We start from the raw sequence: 19,133 nt of genomic DNA on the forward strand, positions 1-19,133 counted from the left end.
CATGGAAATTAAAAGCAAAAATGAGATAAAAGATCTTGACAATATTATCAGCAAACAAAATGCATTGGCCGGTGAAAAACGACCAGACATTATTGACCAGGTAATTGTTAAGTATGATTCGAAATTGGGCAAAGCAGAAACGCTGCAGGAAAAACGCCCCTCATGGAGCAATCTTTTTGGTCTGTTTAAATCAAACAGCAACGCAGACTATTATCTTATCGACACAGACGCGAAGGTGAGTTTTAAATTGCAGTATGAGGTTAGCACACCTGAATATGGCTTATTGGTATTTAATATTGCTTTTACTATCAGCGCAATTCCGAATGCCGAAACCAAACTTGTAGAAACGCTTGCGCGGCGTAAAACCCCTACAACCATATTGCAGGAAAAGCTGTCTGTTTGGATAGAGGGGTTAATAGCCAGCCAGGTAACAAATGTATTTCAGCGTTTTGACAGCTTTGCAGCAACCCTTAAAAGTACGCTTATTCAGCAGGGTAGTGCCATAGGCCTGAAATTCGACCTGAAAGTAAGTGGTGCCGAAGAGGATCAGCCTCTGCCCGGAAGCTTTTCTACCGATTGGTTAGATGTACCTGTGCAGCCAAAGGATTATAATGACCTTATGAAACTGCAAATAAATGTCACCATGGCCCCTGATCCTGCGGCGCCGGCCACATTGGTGAAACTGGGTTACAAAAAGAAAGATACGTTTAACAGTTTACTAAAGCAGTGGCTGCAGGCTTTTGTTCGTGAAAGTTATAGTTATAATGACCTTAATGCCAACCTGCATTCAAGGTTTAGAAACTCACTGATGGCTTACTGGAATGAACAATTCAGTAAGCAAAATCTTGGTTGGACCGCAGTTGAACTGGTGCTTAAAAGCCTGGAGGTTTTGCCCGCCGAGTTTAAGTTTGAAAAGATGGAGATTGAGGTTGACTTGCGTAACGTACGAGTGCCGTTGCGTAATACCGTTATCCTTAACCTGGAAAATGCCGAGAAGTTTAAAAACCGGCGTATCACTGATCTGGAAAGATGGATCCGTGAAAAATTGCAGCAGATAGCTCAAAATATGCTTTCGCATGTTTCGTATGCGGAGCTGGTTTCCAATATCAATGTTTATGGCGATAGTATTAAAAGTGATTTAAATGCGGTTGCCCGTGAAATAGGCTATAAGGTGGAGTACTTACTTACGGCCGAACTGGTAGATCATGCCCGATTGAATTTTAATTTTCAGTTTGATAAAAATGAACAGGCTTATCAAACAAGTTTGAATGAAAATGTAAGGCTCAATGTTCTCATTAGCGGAAAGATAAGCAGCCTGAACCATCCTACCTGGAAAAGCACGCTAACACCTGATACCGATTTTGCTAAAGAAATGAAAAAGGTATTGATTCCGGAAGTAAGGAAGGAATTGTTGAATACGCAGGCCGACGATTTTTATACCCGGTTTACCGATAAGGTTGGTCCTGCGCTTGAAGCCAGGATTCGCGCAAAACTGGTTTCTGAATTTAACGTCGACCCCGAAGTTGATATCCTGCCGCAGATGGAAGAGTCAGATATTATTGACCTGATAAACCAGCTGCAAACAGGCCTGCAAGAAGTTCCTGTCGATTGTTTTAATGGCGCTGCTAATTATAAGGTAACTTTTAGTGTCACAGCTGTCGATCCTTTGAAGTGGTCGTTGTTTGCAAACAGGAATTACTCGGATGCCGAGCAGGTAAAAGCCGCTGTAGGCGAAAGGATACGGATCCATACAGAAAACCTGATACGGTTACACGTGAAAGATGTAGCGCTTTTGTCAGATGCACGCATGTATGAGCTTGTTAGCAGGTTTGCTGCTGATACAGACCAAACCGTAAGAGACAAATTGGGGCTCATCATTGATATCATAGATGTTGAACAGTTGAGCAATAAGGTGGGGGAAACTTTTAGCAGAACAACTTTAAGCCATATTATCGAAAAGATTGAGCAGTTACAAGAGGCGATAAGGCGGACTGACAGAAAAATTATCGAGGCGATAATTTCAGATGATGATGAAAATTCATATGAGGTAAAACTACTCGAGAAAAAGAAAGAGCAGCTAACCAAATTACTAAAAGACGAAAATTTATCGGCCTTTATGCTTTCAAATAACTCTGGCGGAGAAAAATTTGACAAGATGCTTGACAATAAAAGCAATAATATTTCAAGCCAAATATCAGCAACAGATACAGCACCAACAGACGAAACAGAAGATGTTGAAAAAATATAAAGCAGAGCAGTTATAAAAAGCCATGGAAACAAATATTACCCCTTTAACCAAGCTGGAACAAACCCTGCATGACCTGGCGCAACATAAAAACAGCGCCAGGCTGGTGTGGTTTGATTATCAGAATGAGAAACGCCTGCTTGAACAAGGCCTCATTTCACAATTGACATTTGATCAATATAAAGAAAGGATTAGCCAAAAAATAACGTCATTAATTAACGAACCGATATTGTCTCCTGACGATGGGGATGAAAAAGCATCAGTATTTTTGTCATATAATCATGCCGACCAACGCCTTGCTTTTCGTATCCAGGAGGAACTTGGCAAATACAAAGTAGGCACCAGGATAGATGTTAATATTGTTACCATTGGCCAGTCGATCAAAGATTTTATCATAAACCAGACAAAGGAAAATACCGCGGTAATGTGGCTGGTATCCGAACATAGCGTTAAATCATATTGGGTTAATTTCGAAGCGTCGATGATGGATTATGCCGAAATGCTGCTCAATAAACATTTTATACCTGTGTGCAGAAACACATTCTTTACAGATAATCAATTTCATGACGATACATACGAGGAGATAACGAAAAAAATACATGAAATAGAGGCTAAGATAGCAGAGAGCCACAAAAAAGGAATGAATTCGCAGTTATGGGATACCAGTAGGCTGGAACTGTTAAATGTTCAGAGACAGTTGGGAACAGTATTAAGTAACCTGAAATCAAATAGGGTTTACCCAATAAGCGACGAATACTTTAGCAACACTATCAAAAAAATTGCTGAGCAGCTTATCGTTATGCAGCAAAATAAAAAAACAAATAAATATCCTTAACAGATTTTTTGTGATTGAAATATTTTATTACATCGAAGCCAATAGCTGGATGTATGTTTTCAAATCTTTTGCTTTTTTATAACTGCTAATTTATTACTTGTACTTTAGCTATCCTTCAGGATTTTCGAAAAAATACCCGTTTCAATCAGTTCTGAAGGTAAGTGTCTACAGTTTGTGGCAACTCTGACGTAAGTACAACAAGGCATTTTAAAGCCCGGCGTTAAAAAGTTAACTATAGAAAAGATATTAGGACATTTTTCTGTAAAAACGCTTTTCGTAATATAGCCGATAACGAGGTGTAATGTAATTTTACAGGATAATCAATAAAATGGTACTCCATATTAAAAACATGGTTTGTGAGCGGTGTATTATGACCATCCGCCCGCAACTGGAAAACTTAGGATATAAGGTAAAACGAATCGTTTTAGGCCAGGCAGAAATTGCGCCTGATCCCGATACAGAGCAATTACTAAAAATAGCCGGCGCTTTGAAAGCGCTGGGGTTTGACTTACTTGATAAAGAAGCCGATAAAACCGTGGAGGCGGTAAGGAATGTGGTGATTGAATTAGTGCACCATACTGATCTTTCTGACCGAAAAGTTTCTTTCCCTGAATTACTCACTGCAAGGCTTGAAAAAGACTATAACCAGTTAAGCCGCTTGTTCTCTAACTTACAAGGTATAACTATAGAGAAGTTTATTATCCAGCAAAAGGTAGAGAAGATCAAAGAATTGCTTGAGTATGGTGAATTAAACCTGAACGAAATTGCTTTTAGGATGGGATACAGCAGCAGCGCTCATTTGTCTGCACAGTTCAAAAGTATTACGGGGATGTCACCAAGTCGTTTTAAAGTTTCAGATACTGACGGCAGAAAGCCGATAGATAAGATCTGATTTTTTTTAAACCTAACAAAGCAAATGACAATAGGATATAAATTAAAAACGGAATTATATAAGAATAGCAATTATAACTTTTCTACTTTAGTATTGTGAAACGAATAGCGGTCATATTGCTTATCCTGGTTTATTCAGTTTCTGTTTTTGGACTCACCATAAACAGGTTCTATTGCTGCGGTAAGCTGGCAAATATATCACTGTCCGCTTCTGCCGAGTGCAAAATGGCGCACAAAGACGGCGATTTATCCTGCTGTAAAAATATTAAAACAACCCTCAAGGTAAAGGATAACCATGTTTCAAGCCGTACGGCTCTCTCCTTCAAAAACACTTTGGCTATCATCGCGCCGGTATTTTTTCTTCCGGTTTCACATCAAAGCGTAACAAAACTTAGCCAGTGTACTTATAATAGTCAGGCACCGCCACTTGGGCAGCCACCGCTTTATATCCTTTACGCCACTTATAGAATTTGATCTCTTCCGGTATTTCTCTCCGTTTAGCCTGATCGGCTCTTGCCAATCATCTGTCAGGCATTTCTCTTATTAATCTATTTTTTTAACAGTTTATTGTCAATCTGTAGTTGGCTATGAGCTACCAATATATTCAAAAATGAAAACGATCAAATTTTCGGCCGTTTTGGCCATCCTGTTCTTTTTTGCTTCACAAGTTCAGGCAAAGAGTTTTATTACAAAAAGCAGTACTAAGGATTCACTTATAGCTATCCACAATCCTCGCGTATCCGATTATAAAGTACTCGAAAACGGCCCGGTTATTATTTATGAACGCAGCCGTCCGGGTGATAAACTCAACCTTTTTAAACCCATTATTACGCATTATTTTAGTGTAAAAGGAACAGATAAAGTTTACCTGCTTACCCTGGAGAATTTAAAAAAGATCTATAACAGCGGACCGCATTTTGAAACACTGGATACCCGTTTCAGAACAGATAGCGATTTACTAACTTATGACCGGATACACCGGCAATACAGTGTCAATTACTACTTGTCAAAAGCCGATGCTGCTCAACTTTAAAACCTGCAATTAATCATCCAATCAATATATAACAAATCAAACTCATGAAAAAAGCAATGTTAATGGCTGTCGCCATCCTGTTTTCTGCCACCGGTGTATTTGCAGCCCATAACGGCAAAATGTTACCCGACACAACCAAAAACCAAAAGGCTAAGCCGGTAAAAGTGCAGTACACCTGTACCATGCACCCTGAGGTGTTATCTGATAAACCCGGCAAATGCCCCAAATGCGGTATGACCCTGGTTAAAAAAGAACCTGCAAAAAAGAAAGCGGATTCTATGAAAATGAAAATGTAAATAAGCTAATCCCGGAGCAATTGCTCCGGGATTAAAAACTATTGCGATGATTAATCAACTTATTTCCCTGTCTTTAAAAAACAGGTATATCGTACTGCTGCTTGCTGTTGGCCTCTTTGCCTGGGGAGCCTGGTCAGTTACTCAAAATCCTATTGACGCAATCCCTGACTTGTCAGACAACCAGGTAATTGTATTTACTGAATGGCCGGGCCGTAGCCCTCAACTTATAGAGGATCAGGTAACCTATCCTTTGGTGAGCAACCTGCAGGGGATTCCTAAAGTAAAGGCCATTCGCGGTACCTCTATGTTCGGCATGAGTTTCGTGTATATTGTTTTTGAGGATAAAGCTGACGTATACTGGGCCCGCAGCCGTGTGCTGGAACGCCTTAACTATGCACAGCGCCTGATGCCGCAGAGCGTTACCCCAACATTAGGCCCCGACGGAACAGGTGTAGGCCATGTACTCTGGTATACCCTGGATAGCAAAAACATGAACCTTGGCGAGCAGCGTGCGCTTCAGGATTGGTACATTAAGCTTGGCCTGCAAACCGTTCCGGGAGTTAGTGAGGTGGCCTCCTTCGGTGGTTTCGAAAAACAGTACCAGGTTAATATCGATCCGCACAAACTTACTTATTATCGGATATCTTTATCACAGGTACTCAAATCCATCAAAAGTAATAACAATGATGTAGGTGGCCGGAAATTTGAAATGAACGGCACCGGCTATATTGTTCGTGGACTGGGCTATATCAAAAATCTTCAGGACGTAGAAAACATTGCTGTAGGTACCAACAATACCGTTGCGGTTACCCTTAAAGATATTGCCACAGTACAAATGGGGGGCGATGAACGCCTCGGTATCTTTGATAGAAATGGCGATGGCGAGGCGGTAGGGGGGATTGTGGTAATGCGTTATGGCGAGAATGCAGATGAAGTGATCAGCAAGGTGAAGGCTAAGATGGCCGATCTGCAAACTGGCCTGCCTGCGGATATAAAATTTCATATCGCATATGATCGCAGCGAACTGATCAAAAATGCTGTAGGTTCGGTGAAGCACACCCTCATCGAGGAGATGATCACCGTGTCGCTTATCGTGATCCTGTTTTTGTTTAGCTGGCGCAGCGCGCTAAGCATCATTATCCAGATACCTATTACGGTAGCAGCCAGCTTTATATTGCTGAACGCATTCGGCATCAGTTCCAACATCATGTCATTAACTGGGATAGCGCTTGCCATTGGCGTAATTGTCGACAACGGTATTGTGATGGTAGAAAATGCGCACCGCAACCTGTCTTTGGCCGGGACGCTTGAGCATACCGACCGCATTAGTATCATTGAGCGGTCTTGTAAACAGGTGGGGCGTGGTGTCTTTTTTTCAACGCTGATCATTGTTGCTTCTTTTTTACCGGTATTTCTGTTGCACGGGCAGGAAGGCAAGTTATTTGGCCCCCTGGCCTGGACAAAAACATTTATTCTTGCTATTGATGCTATACTGGCTGTTACACTGGCCCCGGTGCTCATTTCTTTTTTTCTGAAAGGGAAGCTGCGGAGCGACGAGCATAATCCATTGAACCGGGGATTAGAAAATCTTTACCGCCCTGTGCTTAACTGGTGTATGCGCTGGCGAAAGACAACGCTGGCTGTCAACATTCTGGCGCTGATTGTCAGTATCCCGCTACTCATCAGTTTAGGAAGCGAGTTTATGCCGCCGTTGGATGAAGGTACCATTCTGTTTATGCCAGTTACGCAACCCGATGTATCAAATGCGCAGGCAAAACAGTTATTGCAGGTACAGGATAAGATCATAAAAAGTGTTCCGGAGGTGGCCGATGTATTGGGTAAAGCAGGCAGGGCAAGTACAGCAACCGACAACTCGCCCATTAGCATGACTGAAACTATTGTCCTGCTCAAACCAAAAAATCAATGGAGAAAAGGCGTTACAAAAGCTGATATCATAAACGAACTGAATTCCAAATTGCAAATACCGGGTGTGGTAAATGGCTGGACGCAACCTATCATTAACCGGATCAATATGCTGTCAACAGGTATTCGCACGGATGTAGGTCTGAAAATTTACGGCCAGAACCTTGATACCATTAACACCCTGGCTAACCGCATGAAACAAGCCCTGCAGGATATTGACGGGGTAAAAGATTTATATGTAGATCCCATCACCGGCGGTAAGTATCTTGATATACAGGTAAACAAAGCAGCCATAGGGCGTTATGGTTTAAGTGTTGATGATGTGAATGAAGTGGTTGAAAGCGCATTGGGTGGCATGAACCTGACCACTACGGTTGAAGGTAGGCAGCGTTTCAGCATTAATGCACGGTTGGCACAGGATTATCGCAGCAGCCTGGATGAGATCAAGCGTACCCCCTTGCAAACGGCTTCGTTTGGCCCGGTACCCTTATCATCGGTGGCTGATATCAGGTTTGCCGACGGCCCGGCCATGATCCAGTCAGAAAATGCATTGCTACGGGGAACGGTTTTATTCAATGTGCGCGGACGTGACCTGGGCAGCACCGTAAAGGAAGCACAAAACAAGTTAAACGCCCTGGTTAAAACGCTGCCCAAAGGTTATTACATAGAGTGGAGCGGACAATATGAAAACCTGATCCGCGCCGAAGGTACCTTAAAACTGATTTTGCCGGTTGTACTTATTATCATCTTCGCTTGTCTGTATTTTGCGTTTCATTCCGTTCGTGAAGCTTTCTTTAGCCTCATTTCTATACCTTTTGCCCTCATCGGCGGAGCCTATATGGTTTATTTCTTTGGCGTGCATTTATCGGTAGCGGTGGCGGTGGGTTTTATTGCATTATTCGGCATCGCCGTGGAAACCGGTATAGTAATGGTGATTTACCTCAACGACGCTATGCAGCAGTTAGTGGCCTTAAAAGGTAATTCTAAAGAAACCATCACCAGAGAGGATTTGCATGATTATGTAATGAACGGCGCTGTCAAACGTCTGCGGCCTAAGCTAATGACCGTTTGTGTTGCTTTGTTCGGCCTGGTGCCCGTGCTCTGGGCAACAGGTACAGGCAGCGATGTTATGCGCCCCATTGTACTGCCAATGATTGGCGGTGTGCTTACATCTTCAACGCACATCTTGTTGGTAACCCCGCTTATTTTTTTAATGGTGAAAGAATATGAACTAAAGAAACACGGTAAGCTGGATATACTGGAAGCAAAAGAACAATAAAATGAAAACGAAACTATTAATCCTATATATTTTGCTGTCATCCACCGGTATCGTTAAGGCACAGGTAATGCCTTTAGATAGCGTTCTGTCTAAAATTGGCCGGAATCCAGCGTTGCTGGCTTATGATGCCAAAGCCAGTGCCCAGCAAGCTTATGCTGCCGGGGCGAAAAACCTGGATGCACCAAAAATCAGTGCCGGGCAATACCAAACCCCTTATTCACTTCATCCTGACGCGGGTTCATTTATGATACAGGCCGAACAGACTTTTACTAACCCGGCCAAGCTTCGTGCTAAGGAAAATTATGAACAGGCATTGTCAAATGTAACGGTGGAAGATAAAAATTATCTTAAAAACCAACTTTGGGCACAGGCGCGCCAGGCATATTATGAAAGGGTGGTACTGGAAAGGAAGTTAGCCCTCTTGCAAAATACCCGTAAACTGCTTGAGTATGCGCTGAAAGATGCCAATATCAAGCTTACTTACGGGAAGGAGAAGCTAAGCAACATCTATAAAATAAAGGCGCAGTTGTATGAATTGGATAATACCCGCGAAGAATTGGAAAATGGGGTAGACCAGCGAAACATCCTATTAAATACTTTGATGAACCGTGATAAACTGGTTGTTTTTTCTGTAGATACTAATATTGTAATCAAAAATTATGCGGATGCTGCAAGCGATACTGCGGAATTGGCTAAGGCGCGTAGTGATATCCGAGGCATCGACCAAAGCATCCAGTTACAGCAATTAAATGCCCGGATGGAAGCCAGTAAACGTAAGCCCGATTTTGGTTTGCAGGCCGGCCATATGCTTAGTTATGGTGGATATGCTAATCAGTACATCCTGATGGCATCCGTTACCATACCAATTGTGCCCTGGGCATCAAAAGAGTATAAGGCCAACTTAAAGGGAATCCGTTTTGAAACAGAAGCCCTTCAGCAAAAGCGGCAGGATGTGCTTAACCAGGCAACAGGCCAACTTGCCTCATTAAAAGTTCAAATCGGCAGTCGGCAAAAGCAGGTTGAAAACTACAACAGGAATATTATCCCTGCATTTCAAAATAGTTACAGGACAGCCTTACTTGCCTACGATCAAAATACAGGCGACTTAACGACAGTGCTGACCAGTATCAATGACTTGCAGGCAGCACGTATGGCTTTATTAGAACGTTTACAGGATTTATTAACCCTACAGGTAGCTTATGAAAAGGAATTGGAAAAGTATTAATACGTTGCTACTGCTTTTGCTGCTGCTTGCCGCTTGTTCGCAAAGTCCAAAACCCGTTGCAGTTCAGCAGGAACAGCAACAGGAAGATTATACATGCTCCATGCATCCGCAAATACATGAAAATCATCCTGGTAATTGCCCGATTTGCGGCATGGAGCTGGTTAAAAAAACAGGGCAGTCGGAAAAAAAAGCAAGTGTTAGCCTGCCTATGGTGCTGCAACCTGTAAATAGCTCAGTGATAACAGATGTTCAGCTTATATCGCCGGTAGAAAGATCAATTGCAGACACCATTAACGCTGATGGTTATATCAATTTTGATACCCGCACATTTAACAATATTGCCGCAAGATTTTCAGGCCGCATCGAAAAACTGTATGTGAAATTTGCTTTCCAGAAGATACAACGGGGGCAGCGTATTATGGATATCTACAGCCCTGAAATGGTAACGGCCCAGCAGGATTTACTGTTTTTAATTAAACATTCCTCCAGCGAAGAAAGCATGATCAATTCGGCTAAACAAAAATTGCTTTTGTTGGGCATGACACGATCGCAGATAGATAATGTGATCAAAACAGGGAAAGCTTACTACGCCTTACCTGTTTATAGTCCTTATGAAGGGCATGTGCATGATGTAGCGCATAGTCAGATGCCGGGCGAAAACGATCAGAACCCCGATTTTGCGCAGAATGCCCCACTGGCTGTTAAAGAGGGAATGTATGTAACAACGGGGCAAACTCTGTTTAATGTGGTTGATCCGCACCGGCTTTGGGCCATACTGAAAATTAAGCCTGCCGATGCCGGTCGTGTGAGGATAGGGCAACCCGTAAACCTTAGCATTCCGGATTTGAACATGGTTATGGCACAAAAGGTTGGTTTCATTGAGCCGGTATTACAGCCTGGCGATCGTAGCACCAGTGTTCGTGTATACCTGGATAATCACCAGCATGGTATGAAGGTTGGAAGTTTGGTAAGGGCCTCTATCATGGCGGCCGAAAAAAAAGGTTTGTGGATTGCGCAAACAGCTGTTACAGCGCTTGGCTTAACGCGTGTTGTTTGGATTAAAGATGGAGTAGTCCTTAAGGTGCGAAAGGTAAAAACCGGTGTTTATGAAAATGGACTTGTACAGATTATCAGCGGACTCGACAAGCAGGACAAGGTAGCTGCTAACGCACAATATCTTATTGATAGCGATAGCTTTATAAAAATTAACGATCATGATTAAAATATTCAGCATAAGCACTTTAGTATGTGTTGCGGCAATAATATTGTTATCCGGATGCAAGCAAAAGGAAAAAGATAAGCCGGTGATTATACAGGCAGCTAAAAAAAGCGCTTATTACACCTGTTCCATGCACCCGCAGATACATGAGGATCATCCTGGTGACTGCCCGATCTGTGGAATGAAACTTATTAAAGTTGAAACCGCCGGAGCCACAACTGACAACCGTATTACGCTTACAGCTACTCAATTGGAGTTGGCCGGTATTCGCACAGATACAGTTAAACAAGAAAATACAGGCAGCTCGAAAAATATTACGGGAATAGTAAACTCAGATGAGAATGCTTCCGCGGCATTAGGAGCGCGCCTGCCGGGACGGATTCAGCAGTTGTTTATCCGTACCATTGGCGAAAATCTGAACGTTGGCCAGCCGGTTTACAGCATTTATAGCGAAGAGTTACAAGAGGCGGAAAAAGAATACCTTTTAGCAAGAGAACAACAACAAAAATTGAATAATCCGGATATGGATTATCAGGCACTTATCAGTGCGGCCGAAAACAAATTAAAACTATGGGGGCTAAATGCTTCCCAGATTCGTAACCTGGCGCATACCCAAAAAGTTTCTGCTACAACAACCATCCTGAGTACAATAAGCGGTACTGTTACTGAACTAAACATACATGAAGGGGATTATTTATCGGAAGGGATGACGGTTTTGAAAACGCAAAGTTTGAACAGTTTATGGGTAGAAGCTCAATTATATTCGGGAGAAACCGGCATTTTGAAACAAGATCAGCAGGTGTCAGTCTCGTTCCCTGAGGCTGGACTGACGCTTAAGGGCAAGGTAACTTTCATGAATCCTGAACTTTCGGATCAAAGTAAAGTAGATCTTGTTCGTATTAGTTTAGATAATCCCAATGGCCAAGTCAGGCCCGGTATGCAGGCCTATATTATGACTGGCGATGGAACGTACAATTTGGCAGTTCCTGCATCTGCGGTTTTAACTGACGGTAAGGGAAGTCATGTTTGGGTGAAAAATAAGGATAACACCTTTTCTTCAAGAATGGTTGAATTGGCAGACGGAAATCAGCGGTTTATAAAAATCAAATCGGGATTAACGCCCGGCGAAGTTGTAGTAACCAACGGAACTTACCTGCTTGATAGCGAGGCTATTTTCAAAAATGGACAAGCGATGGCTGGCATGAAAATGTAGTTAAGTCGGCTGTTTTACACAGGCATCAATAACAAGGGATAGGGTACAAAGGAATCGGTTTTATACCCGGTACTGGCTAAAAAACAAAGATGTTTTGGTGAATAATAAATTAAGGGCGTACAGCCAAGAGATGAACTACCCCGGGCTCAGTAGTGAAAAAGGGAATAAGCTAATTGCGGCCATTTATAGCGATCAAAGCAAGCCCCTGCTTTTAAATAAACCTCATGTAGAAGTTATTAATGGGGAAACCACAGAAGGGGTATTGGTAAAGTTAATGGCAGTTAAGAGTTATAAAGCTGAGATATTTGATTGCGAGGGAAAAAAGATACGCGTTAGCAGGTTGGAAGCCGGTACAGGTATTCGGAAGTTGAAAATCCCGCCCTCAGGAATGGCTTGCTTGTTGTATTTGTAGATCAGGAAGTTGAATGCAATGCCATCTAATGCATCAATTTTACAACATTGGATTTAAACAGTTTTACCAGAAAATTTCGACAACAAAAAAGCGATTAGTGTCTTTCACTAATCGCTTCATTTTCAAGTGTCCAGGACGATACAGGTTTTCCAAACACGTTATTAAAGATTTAGAAGTTTAAATGCATTTAATTATTTAAAACGATAATTTTTAATAAGGCGGCGGGAAGAAAATCAAAACGTTTATTGAATACAAACTGATACTGCTGACGGCCCTTTTTCGTGAGTAGTATTATAGGGTTTTGGAATTTTTTAACATCCTTTATTGGGCATGATATAAATTACATTGCCTGAAACAGATAAATTGAAGCCCTTGTTTTCTACCGAAGGAAGTACCAGCTGTTTCCATGTTTTGCCCATGTCTGATGACCGGAATATACCATCCGAACGACCGCATATTAAATATTTACCCATTTGTTTAATAGACAAAATATTCGATGAAGATTGAATTAAGCCTATTTTTTTCATTAATAAACTATTCCAGGAAGGCTGAAGTTCTTCGCCTATAGCATTCCAGGTTTTTCCGCTATCCAGTGAAATGTGCATACTGTTTGTATGGGTTATGGCGTTGTTTACTATAGCAGCAAATCCTCCATCAATACGTTCTACAGTCATACCAGCGCCCCCTTCACTAAGCACCTGATCCCAGTTTTGACCATTATCTGTCGATCTTAGTATTCCATCCTTGTTGGTGGCCAGGATTACACCGTTTGACTCGGCCAATTTCATTGAACCGTCTCCAACATGCACTTGTTCCCAGGTTTTTCCACTGTTAGTTGACCTGAAAAGCATGTTGTTGGAGCTAATGAAAACTGTGCCCCCGGCGGTTTCAAAAACGCTGCGTACTTCCCGCTCTTTATAATTATTGTACATCCAATCTATCGTTTTGTCTATGCGTACAGCTTGCTCCTGAAAATTCGTGTACATGGGCTTCCAATCACTCGTCCCGTTTATTTTTTGTAAAAATTGTCCCCTGAAAGTATATGCAAATATCCCATTCTTGCCAGGGGCAATCTCGCGTTGTTTACCGGGGAAAATCTCTTTTGTCCAAAAAGAAGTTGTGGAGTTTGGGGCACTGTGATAAACCCCATTGCCGGTACGTAAATAGAGCCCATGGTCATTTGCAAATAAACCATGACTCCACACGCCTTCTCTCTGTAAATTTTCGGGCAGTCCTTCGCTAATGTTCTGCCATGTTTCTCCGCCATCAGTAGATCTGAAAACGATGTTCAAAAGCCCTGATTTTGTCCCTTCTGTCTTTTTTTTCCCAGCTTCCTTTTCTTTTAGTACAAAAGAATTTAGTAGAAATAATACCAGGAGGATAGCCGGAACAAACACAAATAATTTTTTCACTTTTTGATTTTTCATAACCTGTTAATTTGATGAAACAAATCTACTTTGGTGTTTTGGGGCTTAAGTAATCAGGATTGTAAATTAAAATGTAAACTTTGTAAATAAATAGTAAATAGAATGTATTATGGTCGAAACCTCCTCTGCTGTAAAGAAATTTTCGATTTTAGAGAGCCTGTAAGAAGATGGGGACGTATTGACTAAAAGTGCCCTGTGGCAGTGCTGTGACTATATTGTTTTGAAGACGGAGGGGCATTGTTTAGCACAGAAATATGATTTGACGGAAAAATTTATCTTATTTGAATAAAGTCATATATTGACCTCAGCGCTCCGGTAACTTGTCATAGTTGGCGGCTAATGATAACCTATACACAATGAATACAAACATCGATCAAAATGGCTCTAAAAAGATAGGATTAGTGTTGTCTGGAGGTGGAGTCAGAGGCGTATCGCACCTGGGGGTTATGCAGGCCCTTACCGATTATGGTATCAAATTCTCGCATATATCGGGTACGAGCGCTGGTGCAATAGCCGCGGCTTTTTTTGCAGAGGGGTATGCACCAAAAGAAATTTTAAGGATCATTAAGGAAAACAGCCTGCTTAAGTTGTTACGCCCGGCATTTGGCAGCAACGGATTGATCTCTATATTACATACCAGGGTATTGATCAATAAATACATTTCGCATAACTCCTTTCAAAACCTCAAAACACGTGTTACCATTCCGGCGGTTGACATTGGAGAAGCAAAACTGGTTTACTTTACCGAGGGTGAGCTGGATATAGCCATTTTGGCCTCCTGCTGTTTGCCCGGTATTTTCAGGCCCATTAACATTAACGATCATATGTTTGTTGATGGGGGTATACTCAATAATTTCCCTGTTGAACCATTGGTAGGCAATTGCGATCTGATCATAGGTTCATGCTGTAATCATTTGCCTGTTGTTTCAACAATTAAATCCTTTGGACACCTGGTTGACAGGGCTGCCATGATAACAATTAATTCGAGTCTTAATGCGCATAAAATGTTATGCGATATAGTTATTGAACCGCATGGTTTAGGCGGCTATGGTATTTTTGATGTAGATGCCGCTGAAGAAATTTATATGATAGGTTATGAAGAGGGTTTGAAAACTATCAACAGTAACGAAAAGTTAAGAGAGGTTATCCAGGGTCAAAAGGGTAAAGGCCTATCCGCAGACAATACAAATGTGTAGCTTGGGTAATTTTAGTCATAAGTCGAAAGTCTTAAGTTCTAAGTTAATAAGGTATAATAAAACCTTGTTCTGACTTAGAACTTAAGACTTTCAACTTTTCATTAAAGACTATCAGGGAAACTTAACCCCATTATAATCTGATATATTTACCTGTGGTATTGATGAGTTGTATTTGTCATTAATAGCCTTGATAAATTCGTTGGCCACAATAGCATATCCACGCGGTGTTAGGTGTACGCCATCCAATGAAAACAGGCCGCCGCTGATGTAGTTAGAATTAACGCTTACTCCGTTTACCACAAGGCCGTTCTGTTTTATATTTTGTAAAAAAGTATAGGCATCAAATACCGCCAGCCCTTTTGATGCTGCTACCGATTTTATGGTGGTATTATAAGAAGTAACATAATCCTCGGTAAGGGCAACCTCTTTTTCGTCAAGTACATACTGGTTGTCGATAGGTGTATATGGTGTTAAACCATAAGGAAGGTTGCCAACAGGCGTTGCAACCGGTTGCCCGATTTTGCTTGTAGGAAAGGTAAGTATGACAAGATCATTGGTTGTTGCCGCACGTGGCGCATAAGTACTACCCGAAACCAGCGCATTAATATATAAAGCCTTTACACCCGGATTCGCTTTCTGTACGCCGGCGAGTATAGCAGCAACGGTAATAGTATTAAAGTAAGGTATCGAAGTTACATCAGGTACGGTTGCAACCACGCCTTTTTGCCCTTTGGCGGTAAGGGTGTTTATCAATACATTGTATAAAGCGGCAAAAGTACTTTTATCGGTTAGTACGTCGCCTGCACCGCCCGATGTGGCATATCCCAAAGCATCGTTATTCCCTAACCAGTTAGAAAAGAAAGTGAATGGTTTAGACATAACAAAATCAAGATAGGTAGTAGAGTTTGTTGGCGCGTTACCGGGTAACAGGCGTTCAAAATAGCCGTTAAGGTTACCGTATGGCGCGTAAGTAATATGCATCAGTTTAATACCTGGCACGCCATAATTGTTGATATCGCCGGTGTATTTGGTATATAAAGTAACGTTTCCAAAGCCGGGGACAGGCAATACCCCGCGTATTGCCAGGTTGGTAGTTACCGGAGTTGTAATAGGAGTACCGTCGGCATTAAACCCGGTGAGCGATAAATAACCCGATCCGTTTGCCTGGGCGGTATTGAATAATGGCTGCGAAAATGTACCGCCACCCACCGACTGCATTTGTTTACCTATAATGCTGGGATAAGATACCTGCTGGCCTGCAAGATATAAGCCCCCGTCGGCATACCCGGCTGTGAGTGAATTGCCCAACGCGATGTATCTTGAAAAATCCACAGAACCTGCAGATGGTTTTGGGGTATGTATCTCGGGTTTGCAGGCACCTAATAAAAATAAACCTGCAATAATATAAATATGTAGTTTCAACGTTTTCATGAATTGATTTCTTTAAAAGATTACCAATGATAAGCCAATGAGATACCTGGTATATATACATCGGTTTTAAATGTTCCGGATAACTGCGATTCGAAATTGGTTTGGGTACGCTGCATCAGGTGCTCATACTCAAAGGAAATATCTATATCAAGGTGTTTAGCAACGGTATAACCTAAACCAAGTGTACCGTAAACCCGGTTGGCATCGGGAGCTTCGGGAGTTACATAGCCATCCAAAACGGCGGTGCTGGCATAGCCGCCGCCAAAACGCAGGGCAAGTTTATCATTTGCCTTGTACTGGGCGCCTCCGCGCAAACTATACGCCTGCTGGTAATTTCGGGCAGAGTGGGTATCCTGTAATACTGCTGTGTTGGTTTTATAATCAAATGATAATGTTTTATAGCTATCCCAGTTTACGAGGTTAACATCCAGCGCCAAAATCCATTTACTGCCCGGATAAAATCCGAAGCCGATAGAATTAGTAGCAGGCAATGGTATGGTTGATCTAAAAGTATTGGGCTGCGGAAAACTGCTTTGTAATGATGCAGGTACAGTAAAAATGGCATCGCCGGCCGGAATCGTAGTATTTACCTGCGAGCGGTGCGTGATTCCAATGGTGATACCCGCTTCCGTTTTAAAGTAAACGCCGGCATTCCAACCGTAACCTTTGCCGCTACCCTTTAACCGGGCCTGGCCAACATCGCCATTGCTATTTGCCAGCGGGATGGCCCGTGTCAGGTCAACACTGCCGTGGTTATAAACAAATCCTCCGCCAATACTCATCCAATCGGCCAGTTTTACACTTAGTGTAGGCTGAATATAAATGGCTTTCAGATTAAGGCTTTCCAGCACGTATTTACCCTGCCAGGTGTTTCCCCAGTCGGTTAAACCGCCAAAGGGAGTATAAACACCAATACCCAGTTTCCAGAATGAAGATTTTGGCCCCCATACTGCATAAGCCTGGAATGGGGTTGCCACTTTATTTGAAGTGTGATTTTGGATTGATGTTCCGGCCGGGTTGAAAACAGATTTGAACAATAGAGGGCTTATTCCTCCCTGTATGTAATTTTCGGAGAGCATGGCCACCGCACCCGGGTTAAAAAATACGGAAGCGCCATCCTGTACAATGCCCGTACCGGTATGGCCCATACCTATTTGCTTTTGCCCTTCCAAATTAACCTGGAAACCTTGGGAATAAGCTAATAGCGGTGCTATGGTAAGCACCAGGAGTAGAATTTTTCTCATAAGATTATAATTGGTTCGCGACAGGAAATTGCCTTTAGGTTACAATTTGAAACTATCAGGGATAAAATTAGTTTGGATTGAAAAGAAAAAAAGGGCTATAATGCGGAGATATTAGTCAAAAAGTCGGATAAAACTTATTTTTAATATCAGATAAGAAAAATAGCCTTATAACCGTCTTTTTTAATAAATGCAGTAACTGAATTATAATATCTACACTATATGAATAATAAGGTTGGACAGTTAAGCCTGTCGAAATTTGCAGATCTATATGCAGATAAGCTGGCCGGTGCCGATTTTTTTGTTGTTGATGAAAAGCAATTATTAAGCCTGAGCGAATATCCCTATCGTTCGGATGGCTATATCATCGGCATCTGTACACGGGGGACTGCCAAGGTTGAAGTAAACCTGCAAATTTACGATGCTCACCCGGATGCCATGCTGCTGGCAACCCCTTTTCATGTTTTAAGAATATACAATAGCAGCCCCGATTTTTTATGCCGGTTTGTTGTATTCAGTAAAGCATTTTTGATCGAAAACAGTGTTAATAGTCATTTTCTTGAATCGTTCAGTTATTTTAACAGTGCATCTATTCCGGTGATCTATCCGGATAATGCCGATGCCAAAATGATACTCGAGATCTATTTACTAATCCGGCAAAAACTGACACGTGAAGGACATCCATACCATGTTGAAATATCCAGAAGTATTTTAATGACGCTGCTTTATGAGATCCAGGCTATTTACGAAAAGCAGCATACCATCATAAAAGGTAAGCAAACCAGGAAACAGGAACTGAATGTACTTTTCCAGGCCCTGGTTTTTCATCATTATAAAGAACACCGCAACGTGCAGTATTATGCCGATGCACTTTACGTTTCCTCAAAGCATTTAACAGAGACCATTAAGGACGTAACCGGAAGAACTGCCGGCGAATGGATAGATGATGCCGTGATTCTGGAAGCCAAGGTATTACTAAGAAATCATGAAATAAGCATCGCCCGGGCTGCCGAGAGTATCCATTTCCCCGATCAATCTTCATTTGGCAAATATTTCAAGAAGCATACCGGCATGTCGCCATCCGATTACAGGGCAATATCTGCGCATTGATTGAAAAAAATGTCATTGCGAGCGATAGCGCGGCAATCGCACGGAAGCAAAGCTTCCCTGTATAGCATGCGATTGCTTCGTCGTTCCTCCTCACAATGACATTGTTGTTGCATCCTGAGTACTTCTACTAATATCCCCACACCCCTTCCTTCCCCTC

The 19,133-nt window shown here is 42.1% G+C and carries 16 protein-coding genes; 13 read left to right on the forward strand and 3 right to left on the reverse strand.

Features of this window, described 5'->3' with window-relative positions; translation table 11 throughout:
- Position 1 precedes the first annotated feature (1 nt).
- The 11 genes from DEO27_RS03100 (at position 2) to DEO27_RS03150 (ending at position 12,571) form a co-directional block, all read left to right on the forward strand.
- A complete protein-coding gene (locus tag DEO27_RS03100; protein ID WP_112569628.1) occupies positions 2-2,248 on the forward strand; it encodes a hypothetical protein in 2,247 nt (748 codons plus the stop codon).
- 22 nt (positions 2,249-2,270) lie between these two features.
- Positions 2,271-3,080, forward strand: a complete 810-nt coding sequence (locus DEO27_RS03105; RefSeq protein ID WP_112569629.1) for a toll/interleukin-1 receptor domain-containing protein — start codon at positions 2,271-2,273, stop codon at positions 3,078-3,080.
- A 328-nt stretch (positions 3,081-3,408) separates the two neighbouring features.
- Positions 3,409-3,972 (forward strand): helix-turn-helix domain-containing protein, encoded by a 564-nt coding sequence (locus DEO27_RS03110; RefSeq protein ID WP_112569631.1) that lies wholly within the window; start codon positions 3,409-3,411, stop codon positions 3,970-3,972.
- 95 nt (positions 3,973-4,067) lie between these two features.
- Entirely contained in the window at positions 4,068-4,445 is a 378-nt protein-coding gene (locus tag DEO27_RS03115; protein ID WP_146750002.1) for an HYC_CC_PP family protein, read from the forward strand.
- A 136-nt stretch (positions 4,446-4,581) separates the two neighbouring features.
- Positions 4,582-5,004, forward strand: a complete 423-nt coding sequence (locus tag DEO27_RS03120) for a hypothetical protein (protein ID WP_112569636.1) — start codon at positions 4,582-4,584, stop codon at positions 5,002-5,004.
- Positions 5,005-5,048: 44 nt separating this feature from the next.
- The gene (locus tag DEO27_RS03125; protein WP_112569638.1) at positions 5,049-5,300 is read left to right on the forward strand and encodes a heavy metal-binding domain-containing protein; all 252 of its coding nucleotides are present in this window, start codon (positions 5,049-5,051) and stop codon (positions 5,298-5,300) included.
- Positions 5,301-5,346: 46 nt separating this feature from the next.
- On the forward strand, positions 5,347-8,502 hold the full coding sequence (locus tag DEO27_RS03130; protein WP_112569640.1) for an efflux RND transporter permease subunit: 3,156 nt from the start codon (positions 5,347-5,349) through the stop codon (positions 8,500-8,502).
- Between the two features lies 1 nt (position 8,503).
- Complete coding sequence (locus DEO27_RS03135; protein ID WP_112569642.1) at positions 8,504-9,727, forward strand: TolC family protein; 1,224 nt, start codon at positions 8,504-8,506, stop codon at positions 9,725-9,727.
- Complete coding sequence (locus DEO27_RS03140) at positions 9,702-10,949, forward strand: efflux RND transporter periplasmic adaptor subunit (protein ID WP_112569644.1); 1,248 nt, start codon at positions 9,702-9,704, stop codon at positions 10,947-10,949. Before DEO27_RS03135 ends, DEO27_RS03140 begins: the two co-directional genes overlap by 26 nt.
- On the forward strand, positions 10,942-12,159 hold the full coding sequence (locus tag DEO27_RS03145; RefSeq protein WP_112569646.1) for an efflux RND transporter periplasmic adaptor subunit: 1,218 nt from the start codon (positions 10,942-10,944) through the stop codon (positions 12,157-12,159). The genes DEO27_RS03140 and DEO27_RS03145 overlap by 8 nt, the downstream gene beginning before the upstream one ends.
- Before the next feature lie 94 nt (positions 12,160-12,253).
- Positions 12,254-12,571 (forward strand): hypothetical protein, encoded by a 318-nt coding sequence (locus tag DEO27_RS03150; RefSeq protein WP_146750003.1) that lies wholly within the window; start codon positions 12,254-12,256, stop codon positions 12,569-12,571.
- Between the two features lie 311 nt (positions 12,572-12,882).
- On the opposite strand, the gene DEO27_RS03155 is transcribed toward DEO27_RS03150, so the two are convergent.
- Complete coding sequence (locus DEO27_RS03155; protein WP_112569650.1) at positions 12,883-13,998, reverse strand: WD40/YVTN/BNR-like repeat-containing protein; 1,116 nt, start codon at positions 13,996-13,998, stop codon at positions 12,883-12,885.
- A gap of 356 nt (positions 13,999-14,354) precedes the next feature.
- On the opposite strand from DEO27_RS03155, the gene DEO27_RS03160 reads away from it, so the two are divergent.
- The gene (locus DEO27_RS03160; protein WP_112569652.1) at positions 14,355-15,194 is read left to right on the forward strand and encodes a patatin-like phospholipase family protein; all 840 of its coding nucleotides are present in this window, start codon (positions 14,355-14,357) and stop codon (positions 15,192-15,194) included.
- 111 nt (positions 15,195-15,305) lie between these two features.
- On the opposite strand, the gene DEO27_RS03165 is transcribed toward DEO27_RS03160, so the two are convergent.
- Complete coding sequence (locus tag DEO27_RS03165) at positions 15,306-16,625, reverse strand: SGNH/GDSL hydrolase family protein (protein WP_112569654.1); 1,320 nt, start codon at positions 16,623-16,625, stop codon at positions 15,306-15,308.
- Positions 16,626-16,645: 20 nt separating this feature from the next.
- Positions 16,646-17,869: an OmpP1/FadL family transporter gene (locus tag DEO27_RS03170; protein ID WP_112569656.1), complete on the reverse strand. Its 1,224-nt coding sequence runs from the start codon at positions 17,867-17,869 to the stop codon at positions 16,646-16,648.
- Positions 17,870-18,088: 219 nt separating this feature from the next.
- On the opposite strand from DEO27_RS03170, the gene DEO27_RS03175 reads away from it, so the two are divergent.
- Positions 18,089-18,976 (forward strand): helix-turn-helix domain-containing protein, encoded by an 888-nt coding sequence (locus DEO27_RS03175; protein ID WP_112569657.1) that lies wholly within the window; start codon positions 18,089-18,091, stop codon positions 18,974-18,976.
- The last annotated feature ends 157 nt before the right edge of the window (positions 18,977-19,133 follow it).

It is taken from the genome of Mucilaginibacter rubeus, assembly GCF_003286415.2.
In the GTDB taxonomy this organism is placed as follows: domain Bacteria; phylum Bacteroidota; class Bacteroidia; order Sphingobacteriales; family Sphingobacteriaceae; genus Mucilaginibacter; species Mucilaginibacter rubeus_A.

What these genes read in the sequence shown, in the direction of transcription:
- DEO27_RS03105 (WP_112569629.1), top strand. Translation starts at nt 2,271, where the DNA reads ATGGAAACAAATATTACCCCTTTAACCAAGCTGGAACAAACCCTGCAT.
- DEO27_RS03135 (WP_112569642.1), top strand. Translation starts at nt 8,504, where the DNA reads ATGAAAACGAAACTATTAATCCTATATATTTTGCTGTCATCCACCGGT.
- DEO27_RS03130 (WP_112569640.1), top strand. Translation starts at nt 5,347, where the DNA reads ATGATTAATCAACTTATTTCCCTGTCTTTAAAAAACAGGTATATCGTA.
- DEO27_RS03175 (WP_112569657.1), top strand. Translation starts at nt 18,089, where the DNA reads ATGAATAATAAGGTTGGACAGTTAAGCCTGTCGAAATTTGCAGATCTA.
- DEO27_RS03140 (WP_112569644.1), top strand. Translation starts at nt 9,702, where the DNA reads ATGAAAAGGAATTGGAAAAGTATTAATACGTTGCTACTGCTTTTGCTG.
- DEO27_RS03145 (WP_112569646.1), top strand. Translation starts at nt 10,942, where the DNA reads ATGATTAAAATATTCAGCATAAGCACTTTAGTATGTGTTGCGGCAATA.
- DEO27_RS03160 (WP_112569652.1), top strand. Translation starts at nt 14,355, where the DNA reads ATGAATACAAACATCGATCAAAATGGCTCTAAAAAGATAGGATTAGTG.
- DEO27_RS03100 (WP_112569628.1), top strand. Translation starts at nt 2, where the DNA reads ATGGAAATTAAAAGCAAAAATGAGATAAAAGATCTTGACAATATTATC.
- DEO27_RS03165 (WP_112569654.1), bottom strand. Translation starts at nt 16,625, where the DNA reads ATGAAAACGTTGAAACTACATATTTATATTATTGCAGGTTTATTTTTA.
- DEO27_RS03125 (WP_112569638.1), top strand. Translation starts at nt 5,049, where the DNA reads ATGAAAAAAGCAATGTTAATGGCTGTCGCCATCCTGTTTTCTGCCACC.
- DEO27_RS03170 (WP_112569656.1), bottom strand. Translation starts at nt 17,869, where the DNA reads ATGAGAAAAATTCTACTCCTGGTGCTTACCATAGCACCGCTATTAGCT.
- DEO27_RS03155 (WP_112569650.1), bottom strand. Translation starts at nt 13,998, where the DNA reads ATGAAAAATCAAAAAGTGAAAAAATTATTTGTGTTTGTTCCGGCTATC.
- DEO27_RS03110 (WP_112569631.1), top strand. Translation starts at nt 3,409, where the DNA reads ATGGTACTCCATATTAAAAACATGGTTTGTGAGCGGTGTATTATGACC.
- DEO27_RS03120 (WP_112569636.1), top strand. Translation starts at nt 4,582, where the DNA reads ATGAAAACGATCAAATTTTCGGCCGTTTTGGCCATCCTGTTCTTTTTT.